The following is a 14363-nucleotide window of genomic DNA, read 5'->3' as shown; positions in this document are numbered from 1 at the left end:
CACGAGCAGCGCAAAGCTGCCGCGATGAATGGAGGGGACAATATGCGAGTTGTTTCATTCGCCCTGGGTCTGGTCGCGCTTTCTCTGGCCGGCTGCAGCCAGCAACCTGCTGCACAGGCGGCCCAGCCCTTGACGCAAGCCGATGCACAAGCCGTGCTCGACAATTTCGCCAAGGCACTGTCGTCGATGGATCTGCAGAAGATCGACGAAATGTACGCCGCCGACGTCGTTGCGTTCGATCCGGGCAAGCCAGAGCGCATCGGCGGTAAAGTGGCGCTCCACGTCATGAATGCGCAGTATGTCGACATGAAGTTCAACCATGTCGAGATGCCCGAACCCAAGTTCCAGATCCTTGGCCCGGACTTGTTCATCGCTTCGGGCACCGCGCACTTCACCGGTACTGATGGCAAGACGAAGGAAGGCGACGTGCGCTACAGCGAGGTCTTCCAGAAGCAGCCCGACGGGAACTGGCAGTCGATCCACGAGCATCTGGACTACCCGCCGAAGACCTGAGATCCACCTGGAGGGCCATTGCCGAGCGGTCCTTTCCCCGGCCTGACGGGCGGGGAGGGCTGCCGGGCTCAGTGCTTCTTGCGGGACAGTTCGCGCATGGCCGCATCGAGCCCTTCCAGTGTCATCGGGAACATCGCGTTGCCCAGGATCTCGCGGATCAGTCGGGTGCTGCCCGAATAGTCCCATTGCCTTTCCGGCGTGGGATTGAGCCAGACCGTCGCGGGATAGGTCTGCATCACGCGCTGCAGCCAGACTGCGCCCGGCTCCTCGTTCATGTGTTCGACGGAGCCACCCGGGTGGCTGATCTCGTAGGGGCTCATCGCCGCGTCGCCGACGAAGATGACCTTGTAGTCGTGTCCGTACTTGTGGAGGATGTCCCAAGTCGGCGTGCGCTGAGACCAGCGGCGACGATTGTCCTTCCACACGCCCTCATAAAGGCAATTGTGGAAGTAGAAGAACTCCATGTTCTTGAATTCGCTGGTTGCCGCGCTGAACAGCTCTTCCATCACCTTGATGAACGGATCCATCGAACCGCCGACGTCCAGGAAAAGCAGGACCTTGACGGCGTTGTGCCGCTCGGGGCGCATGTGCAGGTCGAGCCAGCCCTGCTTGGCCGTGCCGCGGATCGTTTCCTCGAGATCGAGTTCCTCGGTCGCGCCTTCGCGGGCAAAGCGGCGCAGGCGGCGCAGCGCCACCTTGATGTTGCGTGTGCCAAGTTCCCTGGTGTTGTCGAGATTGGCGAACTCGCGCTTTTCCCAGACCTTGATTGCGCGCTTGTTGCGGCTGTCCCCGCCGATGCGGATACCTTCGGGGTTGTATCCGGAATTGCCGAAGGGCGAGGTTCCGCCCGTGCCGATCCACTTGTTGCCGCCCTGGTGACGCCCCTGCTGCTCCTCGAGCCGCTTCTTGAGCGTGTCCATGATCTCGTCCCAGGAGCCTAGCGCCTTGATCTTCTCCATTTCCTCCTCGGAGAAGTACCGTTCGGCGATGCGCTTGAGCCATTCTTCAGGGATGTCGACCGGCTGCTGGCCGTAGTCCGTGAACACGCCCTTGAAGACTTTCTGGAACACCTGGTCGAAGCGGTCGAGCAGGCCCTCGTCCTTCACGAAAGTCGCGCGGCTGAGGTAGTAGAACGCTTCGGGCGTCTGCTCGATGACATCGCGGTCCAGCGCCTCGAGCAGGACGAGATGCTCCTTGAGCGATGCCGGGATGCCGGCCGCCCGCAGCTCGTCGATGAAGTTCAGCAGCATGGCGATCAGCTCTTCGGCGGAACCGGGGGCTGGCGCGGGAACTGTTCGAGCCTGGGATCGATCACGGCCCATTCAGGCGCATCCTCGATCCAGATTGCGGAAGTGGGAGCGAGCCGGTCGCTCTCCTCGAGGAAGCCGACGCGAAGCACGCAGGCTTTCGGCCGCGAGGAGTTGCGGCCCATGATCGCCGTTCCGCACTTGCCGCAAAAGCCCTGCTCGATGGTGTTGCCGCTGGCCGCCGTATAGCAGAACCAGGAGAGTTCACCGTCCATCGCGATGGCATCGGTCATGAACAGGGCATTGGTGGTTGCGCTGCCTGCAGCCGATTTCTGGCACTGCCGGCACCAGCACTGGCGCACCCAGAGCGGTTCGCCGCTGACCGTCGCGGTAACGGCGCCGCAGTTGCAGCGTCCGTTATGGGGTGCGCTCATTTCAGGCGCCCCGGCGCGACATGAACGCAAGGCGTTCGAACAGCATCACGTCCTGTTCGTTCTTCAGCAGCGCGCCATGGAGCGGCGGGATTGCCTTGCTCGGGTCCTGGTTCTGCAGGACGTCGAGCGGCATGTCCTCGTTGAGCAGGAGCTTGAGCCAATCCAGCAGCTCGCTGGTGGACGGCTTCTTCTTGAGGCCGGGCACGTCGCGCAGTTCGTAGAAGATCTCCATCGCCTTGGTGAGGAGAGTCTTCTGGATGCCGGGGAAGTGGACGTCGACGATCGCCTGCATCGTCTCGCGGTCCGGGAACTTGATGTAGTGGAAGAAGCAGCGGCGCAGGAAGGCGTCGGGCAGGTCCTTCTCGTTGTTCGAGGTGATCACGACGATCGGGCGATCCTGCGCTGCGATGTGCTCCCCGGTCTCATAGACGTCGAAAGCCATGCGATCGAGTTCGGCGAGAAGGTCGTTCGGGAACTCGATATCGGCCTTGTCGATCTCGTCGATCAGCAGGACGGGCAGCTTCTCCGAGGTGAAGGCTTCCCACAGCTTGCCCTTGCGGATGTAGTTGCGGATGTCGTGGACGCGTTCGTCGCCCAGCTGGCCGTCGCGCAGACGGGCGACCGCATCGTACTCGTAAAGGCCCTGGTGCGCCTTGGTCGTCGACTTGACGTTCCAGGTGATGAGCGGTGCGCCGAGCGCCGCTGCGATCTGCTCGGCCAGCACGGTCTTGCCGGTGCCCGGCTCGCCCTTGACCAGGAGAGGCCGGCGCAGAAGCACGGCGGCGTTCACCGCGACCTTGAGGTCATCGGTGGCGACATAACTGCTGGTGCCTTCAAAACGCTGCATCGAAACTTCCCGAAATTTTAAATGTTCGATTAAACCCTATTTGGTGCGCCGCAGCATGGCAAGTCTCATTGCAGGGAGGCAAACCGCGCGCGGGGCATGGACATCGCCTTCTGCCCATTGCACAAGTTTGCCCATGGGGGCCGATTTTCTGCGCAAGATGGACTGGTTGGGCCGTGACAGGGCAGTGGCCTACTTGCGGATCATCGCATTTCTGAATGTTGCATCGCTGGTGCTTCTCGTCGCCACATCGCAGGACGGCGTGGATGCCAACGGCTTCCTGCTGGGCAGCGACTTCGTCAGTTTCTGGACCGTCGGCCACATGCTGCAGGACCATGGCAACGTGTATGACGGTGCAGCGCATATCGCCGCTCAGCGAAAGTTCTTTGCCTCGTCCGGAGGCTACACGGCCTTTTTCTATCCACCCACATTTCTGCCGTTCTGCTGGCCCCTCGGATTTCTTTCCTACTTTCCGGCCCTGGTCAGCTGGCTGCTGGCAACGAGCGGGATATACGTCATCGCAGTGCGTCGCTGGCAGGCCGCGTTGCGGTTCGACTTTCCGCTCTGGCTGCTGGTTCTTGCCTTCCCGGCCGTGCCCATCGTCATCACCCACGGGCAGACTTCCTTCATGGTTGCGGCGCTTTTGGGACTGGGGGCGCTGCTGGTGCCCGGCAGGCCCGTGATTGCCGGAATTCTTTTCGGGCTGGCTACGATCAAGCCGCAGTTCGGCATCCTCGTCCCGCTGGTCCTGCTGCTGACCCGCGAGTGGAAGGTGATCGCTTCGGCCGCCGTCACCGCTTTCGCTTTGGCCCTGCTATCCGCGCTGGCCTTCGGGGCTGACACCTTCGCGGGCTGGTATGCGGCAAGCGGGCGAGCGCAGGTGGCCATGGTCGAAGGCGCAGTAGGCTTCGGCAAGATGACGAGCGTGTTCGCAGGGGCGCGACTGATCGGGCTCACGCCCGGCCTGGCTTATGGTGCGCAGGCGGCGGTGGGCCTTGCGACGATCATCCTTCTGATCCGGGCCTTCCGGGCAAGACCTTATTCGCCGGCACTGGGCGCGCTCATGCTCGCAGCTGCGCCGCTGGTGACGCCTTTCGTCCTCGATTACGACATGGTGTTGCTCGCCTTTCCGCTGCTCTGGCTGACCAGCCGCGGGATCGCAGATGGCTTCCGCGATTGGGAGAAGCTGGCCCTCGCACTTGCCTTCATTGCGCCGGTCTTCGCGCGGCCCATTGGCCTTCACCTTGGCATACCGATCATGCCGTTGATCCTGGGGTTCCTGTTCTGGGTCCTGCTTCGCCGCTATTCCGCCGAAGCTCACCCCCGCGCGCCGATTGCCTTGCAACCCTAGCCCGCCCGGTGTTTTGGGCTATGCAGGAACCTGTGAAATGAACCGAGAGGAGCCGCAATTGGCCGACCGCAAGCAACGTCAGAACCGCAACATCGCCTTGCTCATCGATGCCGACAATGCATCGCCGGCAACGCTCGATGCCGCGCTGACGATCCTCGGCGATCTCGGGACCGTCAATGTCCGTCGGGTCTATGGGAACTGGAGCAAGACGGCACTCAAGGGCTGGTCGCAGCTGGTGCATCGCCATGCACTTGAACCGCAGCAGCAGTTCGACCTCACCAAGGGCAAGAATGCCACCGACATGAAGATGACCATCGATGCGATGGACCTGCTGTACGGCGGTCATGTCGATGGATTCGGCATCATGTCGAGCGACAGCGACTTCATGCCGCTCGCCATCCGGATTCGGCAGAACGGTACCCCTGTCTACGGCTTCGGTTCCACTCGCACGCCTGAGGCTTTTCGCGAGGCGTGCACCCGCTTCATCGACCTGGACGCCATGGTCGAGGACGACGAACGCACAGAGCAGGGCGAAGAGACGGCCAAGCCCGAAGTCGACAAGGAACTGGTCAAGCTTCTGGGCGATGCCTGGAAAGCCAGCAAGCGCGACGACGACGGATTTGCCAGCCTCTCCGAAGTCGGCCAGCGCGTCGCCAACCGGTCATCCTTCGATGCCCGCAGCTACGGCTTTTCCCGCCTCTCCGAACTGGTGCAATCCCTGCCCAATTTCACGACCGAAAAGCGCGATAGCGGGCTGTTCGTCAAACGCGTGCGGTAAGGCTGCGCCAGACTGACGATCAGGCGTCGATCAGGTCGCGGTCGATTTCGCCGGCGCGGTTCTGGATGAACTGGAAACGGTGCTCGGGGTTGCGGCCCATCAGGCGATCGACGAGATCCTTTACCGCGGCCCGGTCTTCATACTCGGGCGGTAAGGTGATGCGGATGAGCGAGCGGGAATCCGGGCTCATCGTCGTCTCGCGCAGCTGCTGCGGGTTCATTTCGCCGAGACCCTTGAAGCGGCCGACTTCTACCTTCTTGCCCTTGAACTTCGTCGCTTCGAGTTCGGCGCGGTGGGCATCGTCACGGGCATAGGCCGAGGTAGAGCCCGCAGTCAGGCGATAGAGCGGCGGCTGGGCAAGGTACAGGTGGCCGCGCTTCACGATGTCCGGCATTTCCTGGAAGAAGAACGTCATCAGCAGCGTCGCGATATGCGCGCCGTCGACGTCGGCGTCGGTCATGATGATGATGCGGTCGTAACGCAGGTTGTCCGCGTTGCAGTCCTTGCGCGACCCGCAGCCGAGTGCGAGGTTGAGGTCGGCGATTTCCTGGTTGCCGCGGATCTTGTCCGAGGTGGCGCTGGCGACGTTGAGGATCTTGCCGCGGATCGGCAGGATCGCCTGCGTCTTGCGGTCACGTGCCTGCTTGGCCGAACCGCCTGCCGAATCGCCCTCGACGATGAACAGCTCGGTCTCGCCATTGCCTTCGCCCGAACAGTCGGTGAGCTTGCCGGGCAGGCGCAGCTTCTTGGCATTGGTTGCCGTCTTGCGCTTGACGTCGCGTTCGGCCTTGCGGCGCAGGCGATCGTCCATGCGCTCCATGACCGCACCGAGCAGGGCCTTGCCGCGATCGAGGTTGTCCGAAAGAAAGTGGTCGAAATGGTCGCGGATCGCGTTCTCGACGAGGCGGGCGGCTTCCGGACTGGTGAGCCGGTCCTTCGTCTGGCTCTGGAACTGGGGATCGCGGATGAAGACCGAGAGCATCGTTTCCGAACCGACGACGATGTCGTCAGGGGTGATGTCCTTGGCCTTCTTCTGCCCGACGAGATCGCCGAAGGCGCGGATGCCCTTGGTCAGCGCAGCGCGCAGGCCCTGCTCGTGCGTGCCGCCATCGGGTGTCGGGATGGTATTGCAGTACCAGGAATAGGCGCCGTCCGAGTAGAGCGGCCAGGCGATTGCCCATTCGACGCGGCCCAGTTCGAGGCCCTGATCGTTTTCCGGGAATTCCTGCGAACCGGAGAAGAACTGCGCAGTCACGCATTCGCGGCTGCCGATCTGCTCGGCAAGGTGGTCGGCAAGGCCGCCGGGAAACTGGAACGTCGCTTCGGCCGGAACGTCGTCGCTGGCGAGCGAGGGCGAGCACTTCCAGCGGATCTCGACCCCGGCGAAGAGGTAGGCCTTGGAACGAACCAGCTTGAACAGGCGGTTCGGCTTGAACTTCTGGTCGCCGAAGATCTCGGTATCGGGTGTGAAGGTGACGGACGTGCCGCGGCGGTTGGGCGCGGCGCCGACCTTCTGCAGCGGGCCGAGCGTCGCCCCTCGCGAGAACTCCTGCGCGAAGAGTTCCTTGTTGCGGGCCACTTCGACGCGTGTCTTCACCGAAAGGGCATTGACCACCGAGATGCCGACACCGTGGAGGCCGCCGGAAGTGGCATAGGCCTTGCCGGAGAACTTGCCGCCCGAGTGCAGGGTCGAAAGAATGACCTCGAGCGCCGACTTGCCCGGATACTTAGGGTGTTCGTCGACCGGGATGCCGCGTCCGTTGTCGGTGATCGTCAGGCGACCGGCCGTTCCCGGTTCTTCCTCCAGCAGGACTTCGATGCGGTTGGCGTGGCCGGCGACGGCCTCGTCCATCGCGTTGTCGAGGACTTCGGCCGCGAGGTGATGAAGCGCGCGTTCATCGGTGCCGCCGATGTACATGCCGGGGCGTCGCCGGACGGGTTCGAGACCCTCCAGAACTTCGATCGCGGAACCGTCGTAGGATTCTCCGCCCGCAGACGGCAGCTTGTCGAAGAGGTCATCGGCCATGCGTGATCCTATACGGGACAGTGAAATCCCCGATCAAGCATGGCCGTGTTCTTATCCTCAGTCGCCGAAATGCGTGGGCGCGGGGCTGACGACCTTGACGCCGGCCTTTTCGATCTCGCGCACTTCGAGCGCGCGTTCGATGGTGCCGCCGCGAGTGAAGCGGAATGGACCGTCGAGACCGAGGAAGCCGCCGCTCTCCAGCATCTGCGAAGTCGGGAACGGCTTGCCCACCTTCCAGTCGCGCGCGACGCGAAGGGTAAGCAGGACCGCGTCGTAGCCAAGGGTGGCGATGCGCGCGGGCTGGCTGCCGAAGCGGGTGCGGTAGCTCTTGGAGAACTGGCCGAAGCGCTGGTCGGACACGGTGGCGAACCACGCGCCGGCAAGGGCGGGCGTGGTCGAGACGGCGCGTTCGCCGCTCCACAGTTCCGTGCCGAGGATCCGGACCTGGGGTTTGGTTCCTCCGGTCCGGAACTGCGTCGCCGCGCGGGCCGACATGTTGCCGCCATCGGCGATCAAAAGCGCGCCATAGCCGTCCTTGGCATGGATGCGCTGGGCGGCGGAGGAGATCGACGCAGCGGTCCGGTCATAGGGCTCCATGGCGATCACTGCGCCGCCTGTATCGCGCACGGCGGCAAGGAGGGCGGTGCTGGCGCGGTCGCCATATTCGCCCCGCGGGATCAGGGCGGCAAAGCTGGTGATGCCGCGCGAACTGGCATAGCGCACCGTGCGCGCGACCGACTGGCCCGGCAGGTTGCCCATGATGAAAACATCCTTGGATGCGGCTTCCTCGTCATTGGAGAACGAGATCAGCGGCACCTTGGCCGGCCGCGCGAAGTTGGCGACGGCCGGGATGTTGTCAGACAGCAGCGGCCCGAGAATCAGCCGGTTGCCATCGGCGACGGCGCGCTTGGCGGCTTCGCCCGGATTGCTGGCCGTGTCGTAAGTCGTCACGCGCAGGTTTCCGGCATTGGTGTCGAGCAGCGCCATGTTGGCCGCATTCGCGATCGACTGGCCGACAGCGCCGTTGGGGCCTGAAATCGGGACAAGCAGGGCGATCCGATGACGGTCGTTGTCCTCCTGGATCACGCTTTCGCTGGGCGATGCAGTGGGCGTGGGCGTTGGCGCTGTCGTCTTGGGAACGATGCTGCAGGCGCTCAGTCCCGCCATCGCTACCGCGGCGAGAAGATTGCGCCTGTTCAGGCGTTTGTCGAACATTGCTTGCCGCTCCCGTAGTCCTTGGGCCATGAGTCTCGCGATGGAACACAGTCTTTCGCCGGGCCTCTATATAGTGGCAACCCCCATTGGCAACCTGAGCGACATAACGCTCCGTGCAATCGAGGTATTGCGGGGAGTCGGTGCCGTCGCCTGCGAGGATACCCGGGTAACGGGTAAATTGCTGCATCACCTTGGAATAAAGAAGCGGATGATCCGCTATGACGACCACGCCGGGGAGGGGGATCGCGAGCGGCTCCTGGCCCTGATGGAGGCAGAGCCGGTCGCGCTTGTCAGCGATGCCGGAACGCCGCTGATATCCGACCCGGGCTATCGTCTCGTGCGCACGGCCCGTGAGCGGGGGATTGCCGTTACCAGCCTGCCCGGGCCCAATGCGGCGATTGTCGGCATGACCCTGTCGGGCCTTGCCAACGATCGCTTCCTTTTCGCCGGGTTCCTGCCGAACAAGGCCAGGGCGCGCGAAAGCGTGCTGCAGGAACTGTCGGGCGTTCCCGCCACCCTGATCTTCTACGAGACCGCGCCGCGGCTCGAAGCCTCTCTCCAGGCCATCGCCGCCACCCTGCCGGGCCGCGAAGTCGCCGTGGCGCGCGAGCTGACCAAGAAGTTCGAGGAATGCAGGACCGGCACGCCCGAGGACATCATTGCCCATTACGCCGCGCATCCGCCCAAGGGAGAGATCGTCCTCATGATCGCGCCGCCATCGGACGATCCCGTCGGCGAAGTCGATGTCGATGCTATGCTGCTGGCGGAGCTGGCCAATTCCAAGGCATCGCAGGCCGCGGCCAAGGTCGCCAAGGCGACCGGCATGGATCGCAAGGAGCTCTATGCGCGGGCGCTCGAACTCAAGTGACGGTTCCGCGATGAACCGCAGGGCCCGGGCCGAACGGCGCGGTCGGCGCGGCGAGACACTGGCTGCCTGGTACCTGCGGCTATCGGGCTGGCGGGTGCTCGCGAGCCGCGCGCGCACGCCGCGCGGTGAAGTCGATCTGGTGGCGCGTCGGGGAAGGGTCCTGTGCTTCGTCGAGGTGAAGTGGCGCGCCCGGGCGCAGGATCTGGACAGCGCCATCGACGCGCACCGCCTGCGCCGCGTGGCCGCAAGCGCGCAAGCATTGGCCCCGCGCTTCGCCAGAGACGGCGACGATATCCGCATCGACGTTCTGCTCATGGCACCGCGCACATGGCCTCGCCGGATCGTCAATGCCTGGCAACCCGGGCGGTAGTTCTGATTTGCGGCGTGGAACCGGAAACAGGTCGCACGCGGGCGAATTTGGGATTAAGCGGACCACGGCAGCAACCCAAGGACCCGATTTTCCATGACGTTACGCATCGCCGTTCAGATGGACCCGATCGAAAGCATCAACATTGCAGGCGACTCTTCCTTCGCCCTGATGCTCTCTGCGCAGGACCGCGGCCACACGCTTTATCATTACGATGTGCGCACACTGGCTTACGACGCATCCGAAGGTGCCGCCGGAAGGTTGACCTGTTGGGGCGCGCCGGTGACGGTGCAGCGCGTCGAAGGTGCGCATTATACGCTCGGTGAGTACCGCCTGATCGATCTCGTCGCGGACATCGATGTCGTGCTGATGCGGCAGGATCCCCCGTTCGACCTCGGCTATATCACGGCGACGCACTTGCTTGAGCGGCTTGAAGGCCGAACGCTCGTCGTCAACGATCCCGCTTCGGTCCGCAATGCGCCGGAGAAGGTCTTCGTTCTGGACTACGCGCGCTTCATGCCGCCGACTTTCATTGCCCGCCGCATCGAGGACGTACGCCTGTTCCAGCAGCGGCAGGTCGCTTCCGGTCTTGGCGGCGACCTCGTGGTCAAGCCGCTGCACGGCAATGGCGGCAAGGCGGTGTTCCGGGTCCCGGCCGACGGGAGCAACCTGGGCGCCCTGGTCGAGATGTTCCAGAATGCCTGGGTCGAGCCGTTCATGGTGCAGCCGTTCCTTCCCGATGTTTCCGAAGGCGACAAGCGCATCGTCCTTGTCGACGGCGAGTTTGCGGGCGCGATCAACCGCAAGCCCGGCGAAGGGGAGTTCCGCTCGAACCTCGCGGTGGGCGGCTCGGCCGAAGCGACCACCCTGAGCCCGACCGAAGAGGAAATCTGCGCGGCGCTTGCACCGGAACTCAAGGCGCGCGGCCTCGTTTTCGTCGGTATCGATGTCATCGGCGGCAAGTGGCTGACCGAGATCAACGTGACCTCGCCGACCGGGATCGTCGCAATCGACCGATTTAACGGTACCGACACCTCGGCGTTGATCTGGGAGGCGATCGAGCGCCGTCACGCGGCGATGTAAGCTCCTGCGGGAAGCCCGCCCGGACTACTCCCGTTCGCGCGGATGGGCGTTGCGATAGACGTCTAGCAGGGTCGCTGCATCGACCCTGGTGTAGATCTGCGTCGAGCCGAGGCTAGCGTGACCCAGGAGTTCCTGCAGCGAACGCAGGTCCGCCCCGGCCCCGAGCAGGTGCGTCGCGAAGCTGTGGCGCAAGGCGTGCGGCGTCGCGCTCGGCGGCAATCCCAGGCTGACGCGGGCGCGGGCTACGGCCTTCTGCACCATGCCTTGCGACAGGGGACCTCCCTTCGCCCCCCTGAACAGGGGATCCTTCCGGTCGTTCTCGTGCGTGACGGGCCACGGGCACTTGGCGACATAGTCGTCCACCGCATCTCGAATGATCGGGAGCAGGGGCACGACCCGCTGCTTTGCACCCTTGCCGGTGACGACCAGCGTATCCCTTAGCGGAAGGACCGAAGCCGTCAGGGACAGGGCCTCGGCAATGCGCATCCCGGCTCCGTAGAGCAGGAGCAGGACCGCCCGGTCGCGCGCGCCGATCCATTCCTCCCGCGCGTCTTCATCGACGGCCACGGCGAGATTGACCGCTTCGTCCGGCGTAACCGGACGCGGAATGCCCTTCTTGATGCGTGGTCCGCGCAGGCGCGGAGGCATCGCGTCGGTCATGCCGGCTTTTTCGCGGGCAAAGATCAGGAAGGCCTTGAGCGCCGAAAGCTCGCGCGCGGCTGAAACATTGCCGATCCCCTCCTGTCGCCGGGCTGCCAGTTGGCGGCGCAAGGCCGCGGCATCGAGGCTGGCCAGTTGCGGCCAGTCGGTTTCGCCAAGCGTGTCGAGCAGGCGCGAAGCCGTGGCGACATAGGCGCGGACGGTGTGCGGACTGCGCCTGCGTCCCTGTGCAAGATGGGTGCCCCAGGCTTCGAGGAGGTCCGCCTTGGCCGTCACGGTTCGACGAGTTCTTCGGGCACCAGTTCGCCGAGCAAGGCATCGAGCAATGGCATACCGTTTTCGGCGACACCAAGCCGCGAGTCCTGCCGCCAGACGAGGCCCTGACCTTCGTAGAAGGCAGCCTTGTCTGCATTGCAAAGCGCTTCCTGGGGCAGGGCAAAGCGTGACGCCATGACCTCAAGATCCACACCTTCGCGCAGGCGCAGGCCCATCAGCATGGCTTCGGAAGCCTGTTCCCTTTGCCCGAGCGGACGTTCTTCGCTGGTGCCGTGGCCCTGTTCGGCGATCGCTGCGAGCCAGTTCTCCGGCTTGCGATGCCGCACCGTTGCCATGCCGCCGCGCCGCCCGTGGGCGCCGGGACCGATCCCGCAATAGTCGCCGTAACGCCAGTAGGTGAGGTTGTGACGGCTCTCTTCGCCGGGGCGGGCGTGGTTGCTGATCTCGTAGGCGGGAAGTCCGGCGCCGGCGGTCAACTCGCGGGTCAGCGCGAACATGTCGGCGCAGGCATCCTCGTCGAGCGGTTCGAACGTGTGCTGGCGCACCATCGTGGCAAAACGCGTGCCGGGCTCGATGGTGAGCTGGTAGAGCGAGAGATGGCCGGTGCCGAACGACAGGGCGCGCTGCAGTTCAGCCTGCCATTGCTCGACGTTCTGTCCGGGGCGGGCATAGATGAGGTCGAAGGACACCCGGTCGAACCGGCGCTGCGCGACTTCCAGCGCGTCCAGCCCTTCGCGTGCATCGTGGAGTCGGCCGAGGAAGCGCAGTGTCTCATCGTCGAGCGCCTGCAGCCCGAGCGACACCCGGTTTACCCCGGCCGAGGCCAGTGCCGCGTAGTTGGCCGCTTCCACCGAGGACGGATTGCCCTCCAGCGTGATCTCGATGCCCGGTGCAAAGCCCCAGAGCCGCTCGGCTTCCTCAAGCAGCCTTGCGACCAGCGCCGGCGGCATGAGCGAGGGCGTGCCGCCGCCGAAGAAGATCGAATCGAGAGGCTCTCCGCCCGCCAGCGCATGTTCGTGGCGCATGTCTGCAAGCAGCGCGTCCTGCCAGTGCTGGTGGTCGACGCGTTCGCGGACATGGCTGTTGAAGTCGCAATAAGGACATTTTGCGAGGCAGAACGGCCAGTGGATGTAGAGCGCGCGGGCCATCAGCCGATGTTAGCCGCCGAACTGCTCCGCGACCAGCTTGGCGAAAGCATCGGCGCGGTGGCTGATCTTGTGCTTTTCCTCGGGGTCGAGCTGCGCGAAGGTCGTGTCGCGGCCGTTCGGCACGAAGACCGGGTCGTAGCCGAAGCCCATCGTTCCGCGCGGCGGCCACGAAAAAGTGCCGTTCACCCGACCCTCGTAGACCACGCTGTCACCGTCGGGCCAGGCGATGGCGAGCACGCAGCTGAACCAGCAGGAGCGATCGACTTCGGGACCCTGCTCGCACAGCAGGCCCTCGACCTTGCCCATCGCCATGTACCAGTCGCGCCCGGGTTCTCCTTCGAACCACTGACGCTCGGCCCAGTCGGCGGTGTAGACCCCGGGGCGTCCGCCCAATGCCGCCACCGAAAGCCCGCTGTCATCGGCAAGCGCAGGAAGCTGCGAGGCCTGCGCCGCGGCCCGTGCCTTGATCAGCGCATTCTCGATGAAGGTCTTTCCGGTTTCGGCCGGTTCGGGCAGGCCCAGTTGTCCTGCCGAGAGGCATTCCATGCCGTAAGGCGCCAGCAGCGCGCCGATTTCCTTCAGCTTGCCCGCATTGTGCGTGGCAATGACGAGGCGTTTGCTGTCGAGCTTTCGGGTCATGTCACTATCCTGTCGGCACCATGTTTCCCGTCACCTCCGGCCCATGACGGGTTCCCGCTCCCTTCGGTCTGGCCTGAAGGAAAGCGGGGCCCGACTGCGCGGAGGCGACGGCCACTCCAGACGAAGCCTTAGCGCCCTACCGCCTTGGCCTGAGCGGCGAAGATGCGTTCGCAGCCAATGCGGGCAAGGCGCAGGAGGCGCAGCAGGCCTTCCTCGTCATAGGTATCGCCTTCCGCGGTGGCCTGAGCCTCGGCGATCTTGCCACCCTCGATCAGCACGAAATTGGCATCGGCACCGGCCGAGCTGTCTTCGATGTAGTCGAGGTCGAGAACCGGGGTGCCCTCGCAGATGCCGCAGGAAATCGCGGCAACGCGCGCTTCGATCGGGTCCTGGAGGATCTTGCCCTCGGCCATCAGCTTGTCGACGGCCAGGCGCAGGGCGACCCAGGCGCCAGAGATCGAAGCCGTGCGGGTGCCGCCATCGGCCTGCAGGACGTCGCAGTCGAGGACGATCTGGCGTTCGCCCAGCTTCTTCATGTCGACGACCGAGCGCAGGCTGCGGCCGATCAGGCGCTGGATTTCCTGTGTGCGGCCCGACTGCTTGCCCTTGGCCGCTTCGCGAGAACCGCGCGTGTGCGTGGCGCGCGGGAGCATCGAGTACTCTGCCGTGACCCAGCCTTCGCCCTTGCCGCGCAGGAACGGGGGAACCCTTTCCTCGACCGAGGCGGTGACGAGCACGCGGGTATCGCCGAAGGAGATCAGCACCGAGCCTTCGGCATGCTTGGTGAAACCGGTCTGGATGTCGATAGCGCGCATTTCGTCGGGCGCACGGCCGGAAGGTCGCATGTACTGTCCTCGTAGCTAAGATTGCAGCGGCCCTAGGCGTATTAAGCTTGAGGCTGCAAGCCCAATGCC

Annotated in this window: 15 protein-coding genes; 6 read left to right on the top strand and 9 right to left on the bottom strand. The window is 64.5% G+C overall.

What is annotated here, in order from left to right:
- The first annotated feature begins 42 nt into the window (after positions 1 to 42).
- Entirely contained in the window at positions 43 to 513 is a 471-nt protein-coding gene (locus tag JI59_RS03745) for a YybH family protein (protein ID WP_007015283.1), read from the top strand.
- Positions 514 to 581: 68 nt separating this feature from the next.
- On the opposite strand, the gene JI59_RS03740 is transcribed toward JI59_RS03745, so the two are convergent.
- Genes JI59_RS03740 through JI59_RS03730 form a run of 3 tightly spaced genes read right to left on the bottom strand, consistent with a single transcriptional unit; the run spans position 582 to position 3041 of the window.
- Positions 582 to 1763, bottom strand: a complete 1182-nt coding sequence (locus tag JI59_RS03740) for a vWA domain-containing protein (RefSeq protein ID WP_007015282.1) — start codon at positions 1761 to 1763, stop codon at positions 582 to 584.
- Between the two features lie 5 nt (positions 1764 to 1768).
- Positions 1769 to 2194 carry a GFA family protein gene (locus tag JI59_RS03735; RefSeq protein ID WP_007015281.1) on the bottom strand — a complete coding sequence of 142 codons (426 nt, stop codon included), beginning with the start codon at positions 2192 to 2194 and terminating at the stop codon, positions 1769 to 1771.
- A 1-nt stretch (position 2195) separates the two neighbouring features.
- Positions 2196 to 3041, bottom strand: a complete 846-nt coding sequence (locus tag JI59_RS03730; protein WP_007015280.1) for an AAA family ATPase — start codon at positions 3039 to 3041, stop codon at positions 2196 to 2198.
- Positions 3042 to 3174: 133 nt separating this feature from the next.
- Between JI59_RS03730 and JI59_RS03725 the strand changes: the two genes are divergently transcribed.
- Positions 3175 to 4389, top strand: a complete 1215-nt coding sequence (locus JI59_RS03725; protein ID WP_007015279.1) for a glycosyltransferase family 87 protein — start codon at positions 3175 to 3177, stop codon at positions 4387 to 4389.
- A 37-nt stretch (positions 4390 to 4426) separates the two neighbouring features.
- Positions 4427 to 5167 (top strand): NYN domain-containing protein, encoded by a 741-nt coding sequence (locus JI59_RS03720; RefSeq protein ID WP_007015278.1) that lies wholly within the window; start codon positions 4427 to 4429, stop codon positions 5165 to 5167.
- A 19-nt stretch (positions 5168 to 5186) separates the two neighbouring features.
- On the opposite strand, the gene parE is transcribed toward JI59_RS03720, so the two are convergent.
- Complete coding sequence (parE, locus tag JI59_RS03715; RefSeq protein ID WP_007015277.1) at positions 5187 to 7193, bottom strand: DNA topoisomerase IV subunit B; 2007 nt, start codon at positions 7191 to 7193, stop codon at positions 5187 to 5189.
- A gap of 57 nt (positions 7194 to 7250) precedes the next feature.
- Positions 7251 to 8408: a penicillin-binding protein activator gene (locus tag JI59_RS03710; RefSeq protein WP_007015276.1), complete on the bottom strand. Its 1158-nt coding sequence runs from the start codon at positions 8406 to 8408 to the stop codon at positions 7251 to 7253.
- 40 nt (positions 8409 to 8448) lie between these two features.
- On the opposite strand from JI59_RS03710, the gene rsmI reads away from it, so the two are divergent.
- The 3 genes from rsmI to gshB all read left to right on the top strand — a co-directional run bounded on the left by rsmI (position 8449) and on the right by gshB (position 10726).
- A complete protein-coding gene (gene rsmI / locus JI59_RS03705; protein WP_038576898.1) occupies positions 8449 to 9276 on the top strand; it encodes a 16S rRNA (cytidine(1402)-2'-O)-methyltransferase in 828 nt (275 codons plus the stop codon).
- Positions 9277 to 9286: 10 nt separating this feature from the next.
- Complete coding sequence (locus JI59_RS03700) at positions 9287 to 9646, top strand: YraN family protein (RefSeq protein WP_007015274.1); 360 nt, start codon at positions 9287 to 9289, stop codon at positions 9644 to 9646.
- Positions 9647 to 9739: 93 nt separating this feature from the next.
- Positions 9740 to 10726 carry a glutathione synthase gene (gene gshB / locus JI59_RS03695; protein WP_007015273.1) on the top strand — a complete coding sequence of 329 codons (987 nt, stop codon included), beginning with the start codon at positions 9740 to 9742 and terminating at the stop codon, positions 10724 to 10726.
- A 24-nt stretch (positions 10727 to 10750) separates the two neighbouring features.
- Here the strand turns inward: gshB and JI59_RS03690 are convergent, their stop codons facing one another.
- The 4 genes from JI59_RS03690 to rph all read right to left on the bottom strand — a co-directional run bounded on the left by JI59_RS03690 (position 10751) and on the right by rph (position 14294).
- Complete coding sequence (locus JI59_RS03690) at positions 10751 to 11662, bottom strand: tyrosine recombinase XerC (RefSeq protein ID WP_007015272.1); 912 nt, start codon at positions 11660 to 11662, stop codon at positions 10751 to 10753.
- Positions 11659 to 12810 carry a radical SAM family heme chaperone HemW gene (hemW, locus tag JI59_RS03685; protein ID WP_007015271.1) on the bottom strand — a complete coding sequence of 384 codons (1152 nt, stop codon included), beginning with the start codon at positions 12808 to 12810 and terminating at the stop codon, positions 11659 to 11661. The genes JI59_RS03690 and hemW overlap by 4 nt, the downstream gene beginning before the upstream one ends.
- A 9-nt stretch (positions 12811 to 12819) precedes the next feature.
- Positions 12820 to 13449, bottom strand: a complete 630-nt coding sequence (rdgB, locus tag JI59_RS03680; RefSeq protein WP_007015270.1) for an RdgB/HAM1 family non-canonical purine NTP pyrophosphatase — start codon at positions 13447 to 13449, stop codon at positions 12820 to 12822.
- Between the two features lie 128 nt (positions 13450 to 13577).
- A complete protein-coding gene (rph, locus tag JI59_RS03675; protein WP_007015269.1) occupies positions 13578 to 14294 on the bottom strand; it encodes a ribonuclease PH in 717 nt (238 codons plus the stop codon).
- Positions 14295 to 14363: the final 69 nt, after the last annotated feature.

It is taken from the genome of Novosphingobium pentaromativorans US6-1 (genome assembly GCF_000767465.1).
Taxonomy (GTDB): Bacteria; Pseudomonadota; Alphaproteobacteria; order Sphingomonadales; family Sphingomonadaceae; genus Novosphingobium; species Novosphingobium pentaromativorans.
Note: the sequence above shows the minus strand (reverse complement) of the source record. Positions and strands in the feature narration are given on the sequence as shown.

What these genes read in the sequence shown, in the direction of transcription:
- rdgB (WP_007015270.1), bottom strand. Translation starts at nt 13,449, where the DNA reads ATGACCCGAAAGCTCGACAGCAAACGCCTCGTCATTGCCACGCACAAT.
- hemW (WP_007015271.1), bottom strand. Translation starts at nt 12,810, where the DNA reads ATGGCCCGCGCGCTCTACATCCACTGGCCGTTCTGCCTCGCAAAATGT.
- parE (WP_007015277.1), bottom strand. Translation starts at nt 7,193, where the DNA reads ATGGCCGATGACCTCTTCGACAAGCTGCCGTCTGCGGGCGGAGAATCC.
- JI59_RS03725 (WP_007015279.1), top strand. Translation starts at nt 3,175, where the DNA reads ATGGGGGCCGATTTTCTGCGCAAGATGGACTGGTTGGGCCGTGACAGG.
- gshB (WP_007015273.1), top strand. Translation starts at nt 9,740, where the DNA reads ATGACGTTACGCATCGCCGTTCAGATGGACCCGATCGAAAGCATCAAC.
- rph (WP_007015269.1), bottom strand. Translation starts at nt 14,294, where the DNA reads ATGCGACCTTCCGGCCGTGCGCCCGACGAAATGCGCGCTATCGACATC.
- JI59_RS03740 (WP_007015282.1), bottom strand. Translation starts at nt 1,763, where the DNA reads ATGCTGCTGAACTTCATCGACGAGCTGCGGGCGGCCGGCATCCCGGCA.
- JI59_RS03720 (WP_007015278.1), top strand. Translation starts at nt 4,427, where the DNA reads ATGAACCGAGAGGAGCCGCAATTGGCCGACCGCAAGCAACGTCAGAAC.
- rsmI (WP_038576898.1), top strand. Translation starts at nt 8,449, where the DNA reads ATGGAACACAGTCTTTCGCCGGGCCTCTATATAGTGGCAACCCCCATT.
- JI59_RS03700 (WP_007015274.1), top strand. Translation starts at nt 9,287, where the DNA reads ATGAACCGCAGGGCCCGGGCCGAACGGCGCGGTCGGCGCGGCGAGACA.
- JI59_RS03745 (WP_007015283.1), top strand. Translation starts at nt 43, where the DNA reads ATGCGAGTTGTTTCATTCGCCCTGGGTCTGGTCGCGCTTTCTCTGGCC.
- JI59_RS03730 (WP_007015280.1), bottom strand. Translation starts at nt 3,041, where the DNA reads ATGCAGCGTTTTGAAGGCACCAGCAGTTATGTCGCCACCGATGACCTC.
- JI59_RS03710 (WP_007015276.1), bottom strand. Translation starts at nt 8,408, where the DNA reads ATGTTCGACAAACGCCTGAACAGGCGCAATCTTCTCGCCGCGGTAGCG.
- JI59_RS03735 (WP_007015281.1), bottom strand. Translation starts at nt 2,194, where the DNA reads ATGAGCGCACCCCATAACGGACGCTGCAACTGCGGCGCCGTTACCGCG.